Source organism: Curtobacterium sp. MCPF17_031, from assembly GCF_003234035.1.
GTDB lineage: Bacteria > Actinomycetota > Actinomycetes > Actinomycetales > Microbacteriaceae > Curtobacterium.
This window is the reverse complement of sequence record NZ_QKSG01000003.1, coordinates 280,006-297,234: the sequence shown is the minus strand read 5'-3', so window position 1 is coordinate 297,234 and position 17,229 is coordinate 280,006. Positions and strand designations below refer to the sequence as shown.

Here is a 17,229-nt window from a genome sequence, read left to right as displayed (position 1 = left end):
TTTCCCCTGTTCAGCGGTTGGGCCCTTCCGCCCCCTGCATCACACCACCCAGGAAAGAGTCCCTGAGTTTGATGATCGAGGGGCCGCTGCCCGGATCAGCAGGCTTCGTCACCTCGTTCACGACACTTGCCGCGCCGTTCAGGAAGTGATCCGTGGCCGTTCCCAGTGCTTTGCCCATACCTGGCAACTCAGAAAGCCCAGGAGCCCTTGCCGCAATCGGCGCGAGAGCGCTCGACGCACCACTGGCCAGCATACCCAGCTTGAAGCCGTCAGCCGTGGTGTCCCAGAATTCGGCGGCCGACTTGTTGTGCTTGTCACCATCGGCGAGATAGGAGAGCCCATTCGACGTCGCACCCTGAGCACCTGCGGCCAATGCGGACCTCCCTGCTTCCCCCGCCGTTGCAGTCGCGACCTGTCGGAGGACTGGGCTGCCGATACGCGAGACGGCTGGCGCGGCGAATGCTTCCAGCGCTGGTGCCGCCTTCGTGAGCAGATTCGCTGCCCCACCGCCGACGAGACCGGTTACGCCACCGATGGCGGTGTCAATGCCCACTTTGCCCCAATCGACCTTGCCGTCCTCCGACTTCTGCTGCAAGACCGACAGTCCTCCGCTCATGGTCGCCCCAGCTCCGACCATTGCCATCAAGGTCAGCGGACCGACCGGTGTGAAGAGCGATGCCACGGCCAAGACGACGCCGACTCCCACCGCTACTTTCCCGATGAGGTCAGCGTTGTCGTCGATGATCTGCTTCGCTCGTCCGACCACGCCCTGGTGCGCATCCCGGTACGCCTGCAGGTCCTTGTCCGTCGCCGGCCGCAGCCCGAGCGGGTCGACCGTGTGCAGCGGGTCGTTCCCCGCGTACGAGTAGGGGTTCCCCGACCACCCAGCTCCGATGACCGGAGCGAGCGGGTCCGTCGACAGGAAGCCCTTCGCCACGGGGTCGTACACCCGGGCCCCGAGCCACTCCATCCCCGCGATGCTCAGGCTGCCGCCCGGGGTCAGCCCGACGCCGGACGGCAGGGCAGCTCCGCCGCCGATCCCGTTCGTCGATGCAAGGAGCGCCCAGGGGTCGGTCACATCGGTCGCACGCGCCACACGCCAGGTCGACGCCGTCCAGTTCCCGTCGATGGCCACGATCCCGCCCGGAGCCTCCAGGACAGGCGTCGCGCCGACGGAGGCCAGGACCGGGACTCCCGCAGCGGTGTCCCACCAGGTGTCCGATCCTCCGACCTCCGCGACCTCTCCGAGGGCGTCGGTCCACACCTCGAGTCGGCCGGTCTCGTCGTACGTCGCGTCCCGTTGGACGACGCCGGCCAGGAACCCGAGGTCCGACCATGCGTACTCGGTGGTCGAACCGTCCGGAGCAGTCCGCCGGACGCGCCGTCCGAGTCCGTCGTGCACGTACTCGGTCCGCGCACCGTCAGCACCGGTGGTGGCAACGAGTTGCCCGGCAGCGTCGTACTCGTGTCGGAGTTCCGCACCGTCGACGGTCTCGGCGACGAGGCGTCCCGCGGCGTCGTACCGCCAGGTCCGCCCACGGCCGCCGTCGTCGAGCGCACTGACCAGCTGCGCCGCGGCGTCATGGGTGTAGGTCCTCCGGCCGTCCGCGCCGGTGATCGCCGCGATGCGGTCGTCCTCGTCGCGGTCGATGCGGGTCGTCGTGCCGCCTTCCGGCGTGGTCGCGGTGTGTTCGACGAGCGCCCCGCGCTCGTAGGACCACGACTGGACGACGTCACCGGTCGAGACCTGGACGATGCGCCCGAGGGTGTCCAGGGTGAACGCGGCGGGCGCGAGTCCTTCCCGTTCGACGCCGACGACGCGGCCGGCGGCGTCCCTGCGCCATGTCGTGCGGTTGCCGTCGGGGTCCGTGCGCGCCGTACGACGGCCGTCGGCGTCGTACTCCCACGACATCGCCCGCGCACCTCGGCTTCGCCGGACGAGCAGACCCCGCCGGTCGAAGCACAGCTCGTGCTCGATGTCCCGTCCGGGGCCGCGCGTGTGGTCGGTGACGACGACGGTCCGCCGAGCCCTGTCGTGCGTGGTCTCGGCCACGAGGGCGCCGTCCACCGAGAGCCGCTGCTCACGTCCTGCAGCGTCGTACGCCCATTCGACCACCCCGCCGTCGGGGTCCGTCTGCTGGATGCGGCGGCCGGCGGGGTCGAGTCGTGCGGTGGTCGTCCTGCCGAGCGGATCCGTGATGGCAGTCAGCCGTCCGGCGCCGTCGTAGGTGTACCGGGTGATGCCACCCACCGGGTCGGTCGCGCTGGTCAGGCGCCCGTCGACGTCGTACGTGTAGGCGGTCACTCCACCGACGCCGTTCTCGGCCTCGGTGAGCTGACCCGCGGCGTCGTAGCGGAACCGGCGTCGACCGTGACGTGCGTCGTGGACGGAGACGAGCCTCCCGGCCGCGTCCCAGCGGTAGCGAGCCGTTCCTTCTCCGGGTGCGGTCCGCGCGACGACGCGTCCGACGACGTCGTACTCGATGCGCTCGACGTCACCCGTCGGCAGGGTCCGCGCGACGACCCGTGAGTCTGCGTCGTAGGTGATCGTCGTCCGCGCGCCGAGTGGATCGGTGGCGGCCGAAGGCCGGCCACAGGCGTCGTACTCGTAGGTCGTCCGCCCACCGCTCGGCGACGTGATCGCGCTGATCCGGCCACTCGCGTCGCGCTCGATACGGGTGAGGCCACCCTCACCGTCCACCAGCTCGACCGGTCGGCCACAAGCGTCGTACGTCAGGAGTTCGGAACCGGTCTCGTCGGACGTCACCTCGACGGGCCGTCCGAACTCGTCGGACCGGACGGTGGTCGTCGCGAACGCGTCCGACAACGTGGAGATGCCGGTGGCCGGGTCGTCCGAGAACTCCGTGCGGACTCCGGTGGGGTCGGTCACGGCGCGCAGGTCGCCGTTGACCCCGTACTCCCGGCGCCACACTGCGCCGGTGGGGTCGACGACGGACTGGAGGCGCGACAAGGCGTCGTGCGCGAAGGTCCAGGACGCGCCGCTCGGCAGGGTGACCTGCAGTGGGTTGGCCTGGTCGTCGTAGGTCCGGCGGGTGGTCCGTCCGAGCGCATCGGTCGTGGAGGCGAGTTCACCCTCCGCGCCGTAGGCGAGGACGGTCCGCGCGCCGATCGGGTCGGTCACGGCACTGACGCGTCCACCCGCGGTGTACTCGACCGTCCACGTCGCGCCGTCGGGGTCGCGGCGAGCGACGACCTGACCGTCGGCACCGTAGCGGTACTCCGTGCGGGCGCCGGTGGGGCTGATGGTCGCGACGGCGTGACCCGCGGCGTCCCGCTCGATCCGTGCGACTTGCCCGGCAGCGTTGGTCACGGCGACGGGCTCGCCCGACGCGTCGTGGTCGAGGCTGAGCGCGACACCGGTGGGGTCGACGACCCGGAGGAGCAGGCCGTGGTCCCACGTGAGTTCGGTTCGTCCGCCCATCGGGTCGATGACGACCGACGGGTCACGCTCGTCACCGTCGTACTCGTACGTGACGACGCTGCCGCTCTCCGTGACCACGGTCGTGACGCGGTCGGCGTCGTCGTAGCCGTACGTCAGGTCCCCACCGGTCGGCGTGACCGTCCGTGTACGGCGGCCCCGCGCGTCGTAGGCGTGCACGGTGACTGAACCGTCGCGTTCCGTCGCTGACACGAGGTTGCCGTGCGGGTCGTAGCTCATCGACTGTCGACGGTCATCCGAGTCGATGATCCCGACGAGTCGACCCTTCGGGTCCGCGATCCAGGCGTTCGAACGCGTCCCGTCCTGGTCGGAGACCACGGTCACGCGGCCGGGAAGGTAGGCGAACCGGACCCGGCGGCCGTGCGGGCTGGTCTGCTCGACGACACGACGCTGCGCGTCGTACACGTTGTCGACCTCGAGCACGCCGTCGGCACTCGTGACCGTCACGATGAGGTCGTCCTCGTCCCAGCCGTACGTCCTGGTCCCGAGCGGGGTCGCGGCCGAGACCAGGCGCCCTCGGTCGTCGTACCCGTACTCCCCCCGACGTCCGTCGGAGGCCCGCAGCACGGCGACACGACCGTCGACGTACTCGACGTCCACGAAGCGACCGCGTTCGTGGCGGAGACGCACGACGGCGTCGGAAGCGTCCCGTTCCACCACCACGGCGGTTCCGGGTCCGGCGCTCTCGCCGACCCAGAGACCAGTCGGGGTGAAGTCGATGCGACCACCCTCGTTGTCCCGCACGACCAGGAGGTCTGCCTCCGTCGTGAGCCACCGGTTCTCGCCGACGCCGCGCGCCCAACCGGTGCCGGCCCGGGGGAAGCGGACGAGCCGGCCGTCGGCACCGACGAAGGACGCGCCCTCGTCGTCGAGGAGCAGGCGGGTCTCGAGGACGGACGCCCACCCCGGGCCGAAGACCCCGACCCGCTGGTCGAGGGAGTTGTACATGCGCGAGACCCTGAGGGACGCGGATGCGCCGTCGAAGGAGAGGTCGAGCTCCGGCTCGAGGAAGTTGCCGGTCGTCGTGTTGACCGGGTCCATCGAGTAACCGGTCGTCGGCTGCGCGCCGTAGGCGGTGGGCGGATCGATCTGCAGGTCGGTCCGGTTCGCCGACACGCCCGCGGCCTGCAGGGCTGCGCCGAGCGCTGCGTCGGACACGGTCGAGACCGCGCCTTCACCCCCGGCGGCGGCGAAGGCGTCGGCGATGGTCTTCGCCCAGGCGACGTCCTGGTCGTTGGCTGCAAGCCACCGCTCGAAGCCGGCGACGAGCCCGTCCGCGTTGATCGTGCCCCATGAGCACCGGGACGCGAAGTCGGACAGCTTGCCCCGGAGCACCCCGGGTCTCCCGGACAGCTCCGAGTTCAACGACGTCGAGCCCGTGGCGAAGGAGCGGAGGTCTTCTGGCTTCGCGGACGACGTCCCGCCCCCGCCGCCGCCACCCGAGCCCGGTGACGGCGTCTGCCTCGGCTTCGGCTGCATCTCCGCGGGGCCGAAGGGAGGCGCGGGCTTGTTCTCGATGTCCGGCGGGTTCCCCCAGCCGAAGAAGTCGTCCCGCCACTTCTCGAACCCGTTGCGGTCGGCCTGCTGCTCCTGCCACTCACGGGCCTGGCGACGGCGTTCGCGTTCTTCCGCGGCAGCCGTCTTCATCTGGTCGACCCAGCCGGCAACCGTGCGCATCATGTCGGAGATGGTCGTGCCGTCGCTCTTCGCGACGCTCGCGTTCTCGGTGAACAGCTCCGAGAAGTGGCCGCGGAACTCCTGCGATGCCGTCGACACGTACGACTGACGGCTTCCGACCTGCCCGTCGATCGCACTGGCTGCGCTGCGCATGGCACTGCCGAGCGCATCAGCGGTCGCGACGTCGAACTCGATCGGATCGGTGTTGGCGTGCAGCTGGTCAGCCATGGTGGCTCGTCCCCCCGGAGAAGTGGTGCTGGTCGTGATGGTCGACGAGCCTCCGCAGCGGATCCCCCTGGAGGCTGTGACCCCGACCAACATACCGATTCGTCCACCCGCTCGGTGCTGCCTGTGGACACCCGCACCGTCCTCCACATCCCCGCCCGTTCACCGCCCGTCTCCACAGGCGCCACCCGGGCAGCCCCCGGTGCAGGGTGCTGGTGGCAGGATGTGGCCATGGACACCGAACCGCAGCTGGACGGCGACTCCGTCGCGAACGACCTCGACGACTTCGACGAGGTCGTGGAGATCGAGCACGAGTCGCTCCCCTCGGACCGGTACTTCGACCGCGAGCTCAGCTGGCTCCGCTTCAACCAGCGCGTGCTCGAGCTTGGCGAAGACCGGACGCAGCCGCTGCTCGAACGTGCGAACTTCCTCGCGATCTTCGCGTCGAACCTCGACGAGTTCTTCATGGTCCGCGTCGCCGGCCTGAAGCGCCGCATCGACACCGGCATCGCGGTCCCCACCAACGTCGGTCGCGCGCCGAGCGACGTCCTGCGCGACATCGCGATGAAGGCGCACGAGCTGCAGGAACGGCACGCCAGGGCCTTCATCGGGTCGCTCAAGCCCGACCTCGACGCCGCCGGCATCCACGTCGAGCACTGGTCCGACCTGGGCGAGGACGACCGCCTGCGGATGCGCGAGTACTTCAGCGAGCAGATCTTCCCGGTGCTCATGCCGCTCGCGGTCGACCCGGCGCACCCGTTCCCCTACATCTCCGGTCTGTCGCTCAACCTGGCGGTGCGGGTGCGCAACCCGAAGTCGCAGCGGCAGGAGTTCGCGCGCCTCAAGGTGCCGCAGAACTACCCGCGCTTCATCAAGCTCCCGGACGACAACTCGGGGCGGCTGCGCTTCATCCCCCTCGAAGACCTCATCGCGAACCACCTGCCGGACCTGTTCCCCGGCATGGAGGTCCTCGAGCACCACGTGTTCCGGATCACCCGCAACGAGGACGTCGAGATCGAGGAGGACGAGGCCGAGAACCTCATCCAGGCACTCGAGCGGGAGCTCCTCCGCCGTCGCTTCGGCCCGCCGATCCGGCTCGAGATCACCGAGGACATGGACCCGGTGACGCTCGACCTCCTGGTGCGCGAGCTCGACATCACCGAGCAGGAGGTCTACCGCCTGCCGGCGCCGCTCGACCTCGGCGGGCTGTTCGAGATCGCCAAGATCGCCCGCACGGACCTGCACTACCCGCGCCACGTCCCGACGACCCCGGTGCAGTTCCAGCCGGGCGAGCCGAACACCAAGCCCGACCTGTTCCGCGCGATCGCCGCCCGTGACGTCCTCGTCCACCACCCGTACGAGTCCTTCGCGACCAGCGTGCAGGCGTTCCTCGAGCAGGCCGCCGCCGACCCGAACGTCCTCGCGATCAAGCAGACGCTGTACCGCACGTCGGGCGACTCCCCCATCGTCGAGGCCTTGATCGACGCCGCGGCTGCCGGCAAGCAGGTCCTCGCCCTCGTCGAGATCAAGGCACGCTTCGACGAGCAGAACAACATCACGTGGGCCCGCAAGCTCGAGAAGGCCGGCGTGCACGTCGTCTACGGCCTGGTCGGGCTCAAGACACACTCCAAGCTGGTGCTCGTCATCCGGCAGGAGGGCGGCACGCTCAAGCACTACAGCCACATCGGCACGGGCAACTACAACCCCAAGACCTCGCGGATCTACGAGGACATGGGGCTGTTCACCGCCGACGACACGGTGGGCAAGGACCTGACGCGTCTGTTCAACGAGCTGTCGGGCTACGCGATCGAGAAGAAGTTCAAGCGCCTGCTGGTCGCGCCGCTGCACCTGCGCAAGGGCCTGGTCAAGCGCATCCAGACGGAGGCGCAGAACGCCCGCGAGGGAAAGCCCTCGGGCATCCGCATCAAGGTGAACTCGATGGTCGACGAGCAGATCATCGACGCGCTGTACCTGGCGAGCCAGGCCGGGGTTCCGGTCGACATCTGGGTCCGGGGGATCTGCTCCTTGAAGCCGGGCCTCGAAGGCGTGAGCGAGACGATCCGGGTCCGCAGTGTGGTCGGACGGTACCTCGAGCACTCGCGGGCGTTCGCGTTCCACAACGACGGCGACCCGGCGGTGTTCATCGGCAGCGCCGACATGATGCACCGCAACCTCGATCGTCGCGTCGAGGCCCTCGTCCGCCTCACCACCCCGGCGCACATCACCGAGGTGCAGGAGATGTTCGACCTGGCGATGGCCGAGACGACCAGTTCCTGGCACCTCGAGTCCGACGGCGAGTGGAGCCGCCACTCGACGGACGACGACGGACGCCCACTCGACGACGTGCAGAATGTCCTCATGCGGACCATCTCGGCACGGAAGCGTTCCACTCGGTGAGCGGTGGGCAGTCGGGCCCGGTCATCGCGGCCGGCGCCGTGGTGTGGCGCGAACAGGACGGCGAGCCGCTCGTCCTCCTGATCCACCGCGAGCACCACAAGGACGTCTCCTTCCCCAAGGGCAAGGTGGACCCGGGCGAGAGCATCCCCGAGGCCGCCGTGCGCGAGATCGACGAGGAGACCGGGTACCGCGTGCACCTCGGCGCTCCCCTCGGCCGAGCGGAGTACGTCCTACCGAGCGGCCGCGACAAGGTCGTGCACTACTGGTCGGCCCGGGTCTCCCGCAAGGAGGCCGAGCGTGCGGGTCAGTTCCGCCCGAACGACGAGGTCGCCGCCGTCGAGTGGGTGTCCATCGACGACGCCCGCGCCCGGCTCACCTACGAACGTGACGTCGCGATCCTCGACCGGTTCGCCGAACGTGCCGCCGCGGACGAGCACGACACCTTCGCCCTGATCGCCCTGCGGCACGCCAAGACGGTCCCCGGGTCAGACTGGGACGGCCCTGACGCCACGCGTCCGCTCCTCCCCCTCGGCCGCGCGCAGGCGAAGGCGGCTGCGGCTCCGGTCGCGGCGTTCGGGCCGAAGAAGATCGTCAGCAGCACGGCCGCCCGGTGCCTGGCGACCGTGGAACCCCTGTCGGCGCGGACGAAGGTCGGCGTGTCCGACACCCCGGACATCAGCCAGGATGCCCACGAGCGTGGGACTGCCGACGTCAAGGGCGTCGTCCGGAAGCGCCTGGACAAGGCGAAGACCGCGGTGCTCTGCTCGCACGGCCCGGTCCTGCCCGACATCGTCGCGCGGATCGCGACGGACACCGCGGACGACGCGGCGAAGTTCGACCTGCGTCGCGCCGCCATGCTCTCCGTCGGCGAGTTCGCCGTGATGCACATCGCCGGCCGGAAGCTCATCGCCGTCGAGACGCACCGCAACACCGTCAGCGCCTGACCCGAGCCGACGCGGGAGCCAGCGCAGCCAGCGCAGCAGCGCAAGAGCGCAAGCAGTGCAGCAGCGCCAGCGGTTGACAGCACCGCTCGGTGGGCAGCGTGCCCCGATCCTGCTCCTGGCCCTGCCCGGTGTCCGGCGACCCGCACCGGGTGAACCCCGCGTTCACCTCCCGTTCACCGGAGAGCGTCATCCCGGTCACCTCTCGTCCCTACAGTCACTCCCGGGTCAGCACCGGCCCGGGGACCACACAGCGGTCCCACTGCACTTACATTCCCGAAGGGACCCCTGTGAACATCAAGCGAATCGGCTCGGTCGCGGCAATCGCGATCGCCGGCGCCGTCGTGCTCTCCTCCTGCGCGGCGAACGAGGATGCTGGCAACGGCGGCAACTCGTCGTCGCCCGCCGCCTCCTCGGGTGTCGACTACTCGAGCCTCTCCGGCACGCTCACCGGTTCCGGCTCCTCCGCACAGCAGACCGCCGAAGCGACCTGGGCCGCCGGCTTCCAGGGTCAGGCTTCCGGCGTCACCGTGAACTACTCGCCCGACGGTTCGGGCGCGGGCCGCAAGAACTTCATCTCGGGTGCCGCGGACTTCGCCGGCTCCGACGCCGCCCTGTCCGAGGAGGAGCTCGGCGGCACGTTCGCCGCGTGCGCCGCGGACTCGAAGGCCATCGACATCCCGGTCTACATCTCCCCGATCGCGATCGCCTACAAGGTCGACGGCGTTTCGGACCTGACGCTCGACGCGAAGTCCATCGCGGGCATCTTCTCCGGCAAGATCACGAAGTGGAACGACTCCGAGATCGCGTCGCTCAACGACGGCGTGAAGCTGCCGGACGCGAACATCACCGTCGTGCACCGCTCCGACGACTCCGGCACGACCGAGAACTTCTCCGAGTACCTGTCGGAGAACGCGGGCGACGCCTGGGGCAAGGAGCCGAGCCAGACCTTCCCGTTCCAGGTCGGTGACGCGGCGGCGAAGACCTCCGGTGTGGCCTCGGCCATGCAGGGTGCCTCGAACGCCATCACCTACATCGACGACTCCGGCGCCGGTGACCTCGACAAGGCCAAGCTCATGGTCGGCGACAAGGCCACCGAGATCTCGGCCGAGGGTGCTGCGAAGGTCGTCGCCGACTCCGACGTCGCCTCGGGCCGCGAGGACAACGACCTCGCCATCGAGATCGACCGCAAGGACACCGCGGAGAACGCGTGGCCGCTGGTGCTCGTCTCCTACGCCATCGCCTGCCAGGAGTACAAGGACAGCGACAAGGCCGACCTCGTGAAGGCGTACCTCGGGTACGTCGTCTCGGCTGACGCGCAGAAGGCCGCAGCGACGGAGGCCAAGTCGGCCGCCCTGTCGTCCGACCTGGGCGAGAAGGCCGCCGCGGCGGTCGAGTCCATCAAGTAAGTCCGCTCAGCGCCCGGACGCCGGTCCCACCCATCTGACCGGCGTCCGGGCTCTCGCCCGTCGTGACGCGAGCTGCCGACGCCTGCTGCATCCCGCGCCCGTCACGACCCTGACGCTCCACCTCTCCCCCGAACCCCTCGCGCTCACCCGGCGCGATCCTCCGACAGGAGCCCCATGACGACCGCACCGGTCCGAGACCAGGACATCGCCACCCCGTCCAAGCCGAAGGCCGTCGTCCGCATCGGCGACCGGGTGTTCTCCGCCGCTTCCGTCGCGGCCGGCAGCCTGATCCTCTTCGTCCTCGTCCTCGTGGCCGCGTTCCTCGTCTGGCAGAGCATCCCGGCCTTCAACGCCGAAGCCGGCACCCTGCCGAACAGCGCCGCGAACTTCTGGACCTACGTCGGCCCGCTCGTCTTCGGAACGGTGTGGTCGGCCTTCCTCGCGCTGATCATGGCGGTGCCGCTGGCGATCGGCATCGCGCTCTTCATCTCGCACTACGCACCGCGCCGGTTGGCTCCGGTCCTCGGCTACGTCATCGACCTGCTCGCCGCGGTGCCGTCGGTCGTCTACGGTCTCTGGGGCATCGTGGTCCTGGCCCGCCTGGTGAAGCCGTTCTACGCGTTCCTCAACGACCACTTCGGGTGGATCCCGCTGTTCTCCGGCCCGCTGTCCGGGACCGGGCGCACGATCCTCACCGCGTCGATCGTCCTCGCGGTGATGGCCATCCCGATCATGACCGCCGTGATGCGTGAGATCTTCCTGCAGGCGCCGACGCTGAACGAGGAAGCGGCTCTGGCCCTCGGTGCGACGCGTTGGGAGATGATCCGGATGTCGGTCCTGCCGTTCGCCAAGTCGGGCATCGTGTCCGCGATCATGCTCGGCCTCGGTCGGGCGCTCGGCGAGACGATGGCGATCGCCCTGGTGCTCTCGGTGTCGACGAACGTCACCTTCCAGCTCCTCACCCCGCTGAACCCGTCGACGATCGCAGCGAACATCGCCCTGCAGTTCGCCGAGGCCTCCGGGACGGCCCTGAACGCGCTCGTCGCGTCGGGCCTGATCCTCTTCGTTATCACCCTGGTCATCAACATGCTCGCGCGGTACATCGTCCGCAAGCGAGTCTCCTGACGGGAAAGGTCGCACCCGATGTCCCTCGCACTCCGTCAGCCCGCCACCGCCGGCAACGTCTTCGCCAACGGCAAGCTCCACAAGTCCGTCCCGTGGCTGCTGCTCGTCGGCAGCTGGGTCGCCCTCGGCCTGGTCTTCGCCCTGCTCAACGCCAGTGGCGCCACCAAGGACTTCAACGTCGTCGCCGCGGTGTTCCTCGGCACGGTCCTGTTCGACGTCCTCATCGTCGTGGTCTCCCGCATCGTGGAGGGTGGCCGCAAGGCCGTCGACCGCCTGATCACCTCGCTGGTCATCACCGCCTTCGTGATCGCGGTCCTGCCGCTGGTGTCCCTCCTCTGGACGGTCCTGGCGGACGGTCTCGCGCGCTTCGATGCGCAGTTCTTCTCGTACTCGATGCGCGGGGTCATCTCCGAGGGCGGTGGCGCGGTGCACGCGCTGATCGGCACGCTCGAGATCACCCTGTTCGCGGCGCTGATCAGCGTCCCGATCGGTCTGCTCACGTCGATCTACCTGGTCGAGTACGGCAAGGGCGTGCTGGCCCGCGGCATCACCTTCTTCGTCGACGTGATGACGGGCATCCCCTCGATCGTCGCCGGTCTGTTCGCCTACTCGCTGTTCGCGCTGTTCCTCGGCCCGGGTGCCCGCTTCGGCCTGGTCGGTTCGGTCGCCCTCGCGGTGCTGATGATCCCGATCGTCGTGCGCTCCACCGAAGAGGTCCTGAAGATCGTGCCGATGGAGCTCCGCGAGGCCTCGTACGCCCTGGGTGTGCCGAAGTGGCTGACGATCATGAAGGTCGTCCTGCCGACCAGCCTCGCGGGCATCACGACGGGCGTCATGCTCTCGATCGCCCGAGTGATCGGTGAGACGGCACCGCTGCTCGTCACCGCCGGGTTCACGTCGAGCATGAACTACGACCTGTTCAAGGACCCGATGATGACGCTGCCGGTGTTCGCGTACACGCAGTACTCGCAGCAGGGCGCCAACCCGGTGCCGTTCGTCGACCGGGCCTGGACCGCGGCGCTGCTCCTCATCCTCATCGTGATGCTGCTCAACCTGCTGGCCCGCTTCATCACCCGCCTGTTCGCGCCCAAGCTCCCCCGCTAGGGAGAGGCACTGCCTCCCCCGCTAGGGAGAGGCACTGCCTCCCCCGCTAGCGCGCGGACGACCAGCAACCCGACGACCACCCAACCCAGAAGGATCCACGTGTCCAAGCGCATCGAGGTCGACGGCCTCAACGTCTTCTACTCGAAGTTCAAGGCGGTCGAGGGCGTCGACATGACGATCGAGCCCCGCACCGTCACCGCCTTCATCGGCCCGTCCGGCTGCGGCAAGTCGACGTTCCTCCGCACACTGAACCGCATGCACGAGGTCATCCCCGGCGCGTACGTCGAAGGTTCCGTCAAGATCGACGGCGACGACCTGTACGCTCCCGGCGTCGACCCGGTCATCGTCCGTCGCCAGGTCGGCATGGTCTTCCAGCGCCCGAACCCGTTCCCGACGATGTCCATCAAGGACAACGTGCTGGCCGGCGTGAAGCTCAACAACAAGCGCATCTCACGATCGGAGGCCGACGACATCGTCGAGCGTTCGCTGCAGGGCGCGAACCTCTGGAACGAGGTCAAGGACCGCCTCGAGAAGCCCGGCATGGGCCTGTCCGGCGGTCAGCAGCAGCGTCTGTGCATCGCCCGCGCCATCGCGGTGCAGCCCGACGTGCTGCTGATGGACGAGCCGTGCTCCGCGCTCGACCCGATCTCGACCCTGGCCATCGAGGACCTGATCGAGGACCTGAAGAAGGAGTTCACGATCGTCATCGTGACGCACAACATGCAGCAGGCCTCGCGGGTCAGTGACAAGACGGCGTTCTTCAACATCGCCGGCACCGGTCAGCCGGGTCACCTCATCGAGTACGACGACACCGCGACGATCTTCTCGAACCCGTCGGTCAAGTCGACCGAGGACTACGTCTCGGGTCGCTTCGGGTGATCGGTGCCTGCGCGGTCGCCTGACGGCTCTGCCGATCCGGACTGGAGGCCCGGTGCACGTCCGCCACGGACGGCACCGGGCCTCCGTCGTACCGTGGACACGTCCCGTCGTACCGTCGACACGCCCCCGTCTGTCCACGACGCCCCGTGCTCCACGAGACGCCGCCGGAGCACGGGGCGTCTCGGCAGGTCGGCGGCGCCAGAGACGGACGGAGGCGTCTCGGTGCGGAGGCCGAACGCCGCACACGACGACGCCCCCGTGACCCACGTGGTCACGGGGGCGTCGTCCTGAACCGTCAGGGGCCGGTCACGCCTCGGACGTGGGGACGGCGACGACCGGGTCGGAGGTCGGCTGGTCAGAGCCACCAGCCGGCTCGACCGTGATGCCGATCGTGTCACCGGTGCCCATCGTGCCGCGGAGGACCGCCGAACGGACACCGCCGTCGACGTCGTCCATCAGGCCGGCTGCGGTGATCGTGCCGCCGGACTCCTGCGAACCGATGTACCAGAGCTCGTACGTCTTGTCCTTCGGAGCAGCGTCCACCCCGTCGAGGATGACCGCGGACCGCTGCAGCTGGCCGGACCACACGACCGTCGCCGTGCCGCCGCCCTTGACCTTCGCGGTGCTCCGCTGGAAGTCCGGGGCCGCGTAGATCTGGTCGAGGCCGGAGGCGGCCTGCGTGGTCGCCGGCGCTCCACCGTCGTCCTGGAGCAGTGAGCCGCCGACCCCGAAGCCGACGCTGAGGAGCACGACGGCACCCGCTGCGGCGAGGCTGAGCATCGCGGCCGGACGCTGGAACCACCGGGCCCGGGCGGTCGACGCGGCACGGCCAGGAGCGGACTGCGGGTCGGTGACCGACGCTGCCGGCGTGACGAGCGGGGCGGACGTGGAACGGGCCTCCCGGACGGGCTCCGGTGTGACACCGGCGTCGTCCAGGGCGGGCAGCTGCGGGGTCGTCTGGATCTTGGCCATCAGCGAGGTCTTGAGGGACGCGGAGGGTTCGACGGGCGACACGGCGAAGGCGAGTGCCAGTGCGGTCTCGCGGAGGGAGTCGGACTCGCGCTGCAGCTCCGGGGAGTCGGACAACGCCCGCTCGACCGCGGCGCGCTCGTCGTCGGTCAGCGCGTTCAGCGCGTGCGAGCCGGTCATCAGCTCGGGGTCGTCGTGACGGTCGGTCATGACGTCACCCCCATCTCGTCGCGGAGTCGGATCATCCCGTCGCGGAGACGGGTCTTGACGGTGCCGATCGGCACACCGAGCTTGTCGGCCATCTCGCTGTGCGAGAAACCGCCGTAGTAGGCGAGCTGCACGGCCTGACGCTGGAACTCGGTGAGTCGGGACAGTGCCCGGCTGACGCGTTCGTGTTCGAGCCGGATCTCGACGGATTCGGAGACGGAGTCGAAGTCGGTCTCGAAGTCGCGGATGCCGATCTTGGTGTCGCGGTCACGGGAGGACTGTGATGCCCGCACCCGGTCGACCGCTCGACGGTGCGCCATGGTGAGGACCCAGCTCGCAGCGCTGCCGCGGGCCCGGTCGAAGCGGGTGGCCTGCTGCCAGACCTCGAGGAAGACCTCCTGCGTGACCTCTTCGGACTGGGCGCGGTCACGGAGGAGCCGCGTCACGAGACCGAGGACCCGGCCGGACAGCTCGTCGTAGAGGTCGGCGAAGGCAGCCTGGTCACCGGTCGCGACCCGACTGAGCAGGTCGTCCGCCGACACCGGTTCCGGGGCGGCGGGAGTCCAACCATCCATGTCGCCTTCCACGAGAGTGAGCATTGCAGGTTTTCCTCCTTCCCGGGTGTTCGGCGTCCACCGCGCGCTCTGGACAGAGCCCTCGGCGACTGCGGTCACGGTGGTCATCAGCTGGAGTCCCGTTCGGATCGGGTCCCGGCAGCGATCGCTGCGCGGGTGGCGCGGGTACATGTGGCGAGGCCCCGGACGACCCACAGGGAATTGACCCGCGAGCGGGCCCGGGTCGTCCGGGGACCTCGTGTGAGACGTCTTGCGACGGTCACGCTGATGGTTCGGCACCGTCGCCCGGTCGGATTGGGTCAGGGCGGGAATCCGTGACGATCGGTCCAGCCCCGGCGGGCCGACGACCGGAGCCGGGACGTGCATCCCGTTCGGCGTCGTCCCCATGCCACGGCACGCCCGGTGCCGGATCTGTCCACCGAGAGTGAACACCTGGGTACGACGCGGCAGTCGTCTCGTACACTTGGACGTGCCGGGCCGCAGCAAGCCCCGGGCTCCAATATTCGCCGCTCCGAGCGGCCTCGCGCCGAGAGGCGCTTCTGCGGCCCGGTCTTTCCATGTCCGGATGCGGACGGCGCTGCAGGCCACGGCCAGGAGGCGCGTCAGCGGTCCGACGGTCGGGTCACCGCCGTCGGCGGCGAGCGGCCGTGACGCCGGTGCCAGCCCACCCGTGTCAGTCCGCCGACATCAGCCCGTCGGCGTCGGTTCGTCGGCGTCAGTCGAGGCTCTCACGGCGCCAGAGCGCCGCTGCGGCCGACAGGTCCTCGGCGAGTTCCGCGAGTCGGAAGGCACGGGTCGTCAGCGCCGACGCGCGCTCCTCCGCCGAGACGTCCGAGTCGTCCGCCACCGAGGTCGCCCCCGCCGCGGTCAACCGCGCGAAGGCCGCACCGCGCTCGAGCGCCACCGCGAAGTCCCCCGTGTACAGCCCGTGCAGGATCCGGTCCGACAGCGTCAGGATCTCCGCCGGGCCCGTCGGTTCCTCGGCACCCGCGACCGCCTGGTCGATCGTGCCGATGAGCTGCGTCCCCCGCTCGAAGAGGTACGCGATCTCCTCCGGGTTCTGCCGGATCACCGTGCGGACCAGGTAGATGCGCCAGAGGGCCCCCGGCAGGGTGTGCGGTCCCACGCGTGCCCAGAGTTCCGCGATCGCGTCGATACCGTGCACGTCGGTGTAGGTGACCAGGCGCTCGACGACGGCCGGGTCCGGGTCCTCGCGCACCCGGTGCAGCAGCGCGTTGGCGGTGTCGTGCGCGACGCGGTTCACCAGGGCCGGGTCCTCACCGCCCTTGATGGCGGCGAACTCGGCATCGGTGAACTGGACGGGACGGTGGTGTTCGCGAGGCACCGCGACAGTGTAGGCGCTGCTCGCCCGATACCCTTGTGTGCGAGGGCCTCTAGCTCAGTTGGTAGAGCACCGGACTTTTAATCCGAGGGTCGTGGGTTCGAGCCCCACGGGGCCCACTCTCTCGTCAGCCCGGAGTGGGCGGGGGTGCACCCGTTTCGCACACCGGACAGCGTGCTCGTTGTGGGGGTACCCCGTCGCGCTGCCGATGTGATGTGGTGCTGACATGCCCAGCCCCGACATGGACTCCGCACCGCACGACGACGTCTTCACCCGTACGCAGATCGTCGACGCGATGATCCGGGTGCTCCACGAACTGCCCCTGCACGAAGTCACCCCCGCCCGCGTCGCCGACGAGGCGGACGCCACCATCGCGACCCTCGAGGCGTCGTTCCCCAGCTGGGACGGCCTGCTCCTGGCGGCCATCGACCGGTGGAACGACCGCCGGACGACCCCGCTGACGTCGATCGCCGCCGATCTGGGGACGATCCGGTTCCTCCGCGCGATCGTCACCGCCAACATCGAGGACCCGTCGTTGATGCGCTTCCTCACCTCGATGCTGAACATCGCCGCCGCCCCGAAGCACCCGCTCGCGCCGATGCTGCACGCCCGCTGGCGCCGGTTCCACGGGTTCGTGCAGCAGAGCCTCGTGCAGGACATCGCCGCCGGTCGAGAGCCGCACACGATGGAGCCGTCCCGTGGCGCGGAGCAGCTCCTGGCCACGTACGAGGGCCTGCAGCTGCAGTCGATGGTCCGCCCGGAGATGGACCTGCTCGAGTCGTTCGACCGCGCGGTGACGCGTCTGCGCGAGGGGTGGTCCCGCGAGTACGTGCCGCCGGTGTGGGACCTGGGCCGCGCCAGCTGACCCCTCGGGGTACAAGTCGTCCCCAGACGATCCATGGCCGGCGCTCTGTCCACA

At 69.6% G+C, this 17,229-nt stretch carries 11 protein-coding genes and 1 tRNA gene; 8 read left to right on the top strand and 4 right to left on the bottom strand.

Annotated features, from left to right (window positions below):
* Positions 1 to 10: 10 nt before the first annotated feature.
* Positions 11 to 5,365: a DUF6531 domain-containing protein gene (locus DEJ31_RS06680; protein ID WP_111121484.1), complete on the bottom strand. Its 5,355-nt coding sequence runs from the start codon at positions 5,363 to 5,365 to the stop codon at positions 11 to 13.
* Between the two features lie 228 nt (positions 5,366 to 5,593).
* Between DEJ31_RS06680 and DEJ31_RS06675 the strand changes: the two genes are divergently transcribed.
* The 6 genes from DEJ31_RS06675 to pstB all read left to right on the top strand — a co-directional run bounded on the left by DEJ31_RS06675 (position 5,594) and on the right by pstB (position 13,217).
* A complete protein-coding gene (locus tag DEJ31_RS06675; RefSeq protein ID WP_111121483.1) occupies positions 5,594 to 7,759 on the top strand; it encodes an RNA degradosome polyphosphate kinase in 2,166 nt (721 codons plus the stop codon).
* Positions 7,756 to 8,703 carry an NUDIX domain-containing protein gene (locus tag DEJ31_RS06670; protein WP_111078149.1) on the top strand — a complete coding sequence of 316 codons (948 nt, stop codon included), beginning with the start codon at positions 7,756 to 7,758 and terminating at the stop codon, positions 8,701 to 8,703. Before DEJ31_RS06675 ends, DEJ31_RS06670 begins: the two co-directional genes overlap by 4 nt.
* 287 nt (positions 8,704 to 8,990) lie before the next feature.
* Positions 8,991 to 10,109, top strand: coding sequence for a phosphate ABC transporter substrate-binding protein PstS (locus tag DEJ31_RS06660; protein ID WP_110903451.1), 1,119 nt, complete (start codon positions 8,991 to 8,993; stop codon positions 10,107 to 10,109).
* 174 nt (positions 10,110 to 10,283) lie between these two features.
* Positions 10,284 to 11,234, top strand: a complete 951-nt coding sequence (gene pstC, locus DEJ31_RS06655; protein ID WP_110903452.1) for a phosphate ABC transporter permease subunit PstC — start codon at positions 10,284 to 10,286, stop codon at positions 11,232 to 11,234.
* 18 nt (positions 11,235 to 11,252) lie between these two features.
* Entirely contained in the window at positions 11,253 to 12,338 is a 1,086-nt protein-coding gene (gene pstA, locus DEJ31_RS06650) for a phosphate ABC transporter permease PstA (RefSeq protein WP_111043414.1), read from the top strand.
* A gap of 99 nt (positions 12,339 to 12,437) precedes the next feature.
* Positions 12,438 to 13,217 carry a phosphate ABC transporter ATP-binding protein PstB gene (gene pstB / locus DEJ31_RS06645; protein WP_110903454.1) on the top strand — a complete coding sequence of 260 codons (780 nt, stop codon included), beginning with the start codon at positions 12,438 to 12,440 and terminating at the stop codon, positions 13,215 to 13,217.
* A 306-nt stretch (positions 13,218 to 13,523) separates the two neighbouring features.
* Here the strand turns inward: pstB and DEJ31_RS06640 are convergent, their stop codons facing one another.
* The 3 genes from DEJ31_RS06640 to DEJ31_RS06630 form a co-directional block, all read right to left on the bottom strand.
* Positions 13,524 to 14,396 (bottom strand): anti-sigma factor domain-containing protein, encoded by an 873-nt coding sequence (locus DEJ31_RS06640; RefSeq protein WP_111043415.1) that lies wholly within the window; start codon positions 14,394 to 14,396, stop codon positions 13,524 to 13,526.
* Positions 14,393 to 14,992, bottom strand: coding sequence for an ECF RNA polymerase sigma factor SigK (gene sigK / locus DEJ31_RS06635; RefSeq protein WP_111121481.1), 600 nt, complete (start codon positions 14,990 to 14,992; stop codon positions 14,393 to 14,395). The genes DEJ31_RS06640 and sigK overlap by 4 nt, the downstream gene beginning before the upstream one ends.
* Positions 14,993 to 15,683: 691 nt before the next feature.
* Complete coding sequence (locus DEJ31_RS06630; protein ID WP_110903456.1) at positions 15,684 to 16,313, bottom strand: DNA-directed RNA polymerase subunit beta; 630 nt, start codon at positions 16,311 to 16,313, stop codon at positions 15,684 to 15,686.
* 43 nt (positions 16,314 to 16,356) lie between these two features.
* Between DEJ31_RS06630 and DEJ31_RS06625 the strand changes: the two genes are divergently transcribed.
* Both DEJ31_RS06625 and DEJ31_RS06620 read left to right on the top strand, forming a co-directional pair.
* Positions 16,357 to 16,429: transfer RNA gene (locus tag DEJ31_RS06625), tRNA-Lys, on the top strand.
* Between the two features lie 107 nt (positions 16,430 to 16,536).
* Complete coding sequence (locus DEJ31_RS06620; RefSeq protein WP_110903457.1) at positions 16,537 to 17,175, top strand: TetR/AcrR family transcriptional regulator; 639 nt, start codon at positions 16,537 to 16,539, stop codon at positions 17,173 to 17,175.
* Positions 17,176 to 17,229 lie beyond the last annotated feature (54 nt).

Coding starts and splice junctions, on each gene's coding strand:
- DEJ31_RS06680 (WP_111121484.1), bottom strand. CDS start 5,365: ATGGCTGACCAGCTGCACGCCAACACCGATCCGATCGAGTTCGACGTC.
- DEJ31_RS06675 (WP_111121483.1), top strand. CDS start 5,594: ATGGACACCGAACCGCAGCTGGACGGCGACTCCGTCGCGAACGACCTC.
- pstC (WP_110903452.1), top strand. CDS start 10,284: ATGACGACCGCACCGGTCCGAGACCAGGACATCGCCACCCCGTCCAAG.
- pstA (WP_111043414.1), top strand. CDS start 11,253: ATGTCCCTCGCACTCCGTCAGCCCGCCACCGCCGGCAACGTCTTCGCC.
- DEJ31_RS06640 (WP_111043415.1), bottom strand. CDS start 14,396: ATGACCGACCGTCACGACGACCCCGAGCTGATGACCGGCTCGCACGCG.
- sigK (WP_111121481.1), bottom strand. CDS start 14,992: ATGCTCACTCTCGTGGAAGGCGACATGGATGGTTGGACTCCCGCCGCC.
- DEJ31_RS06620 (WP_110903457.1), top strand. CDS start 16,537: ATGCCCAGCCCCGACATGGACTCCGCACCGCACGACGACGTCTTCACC.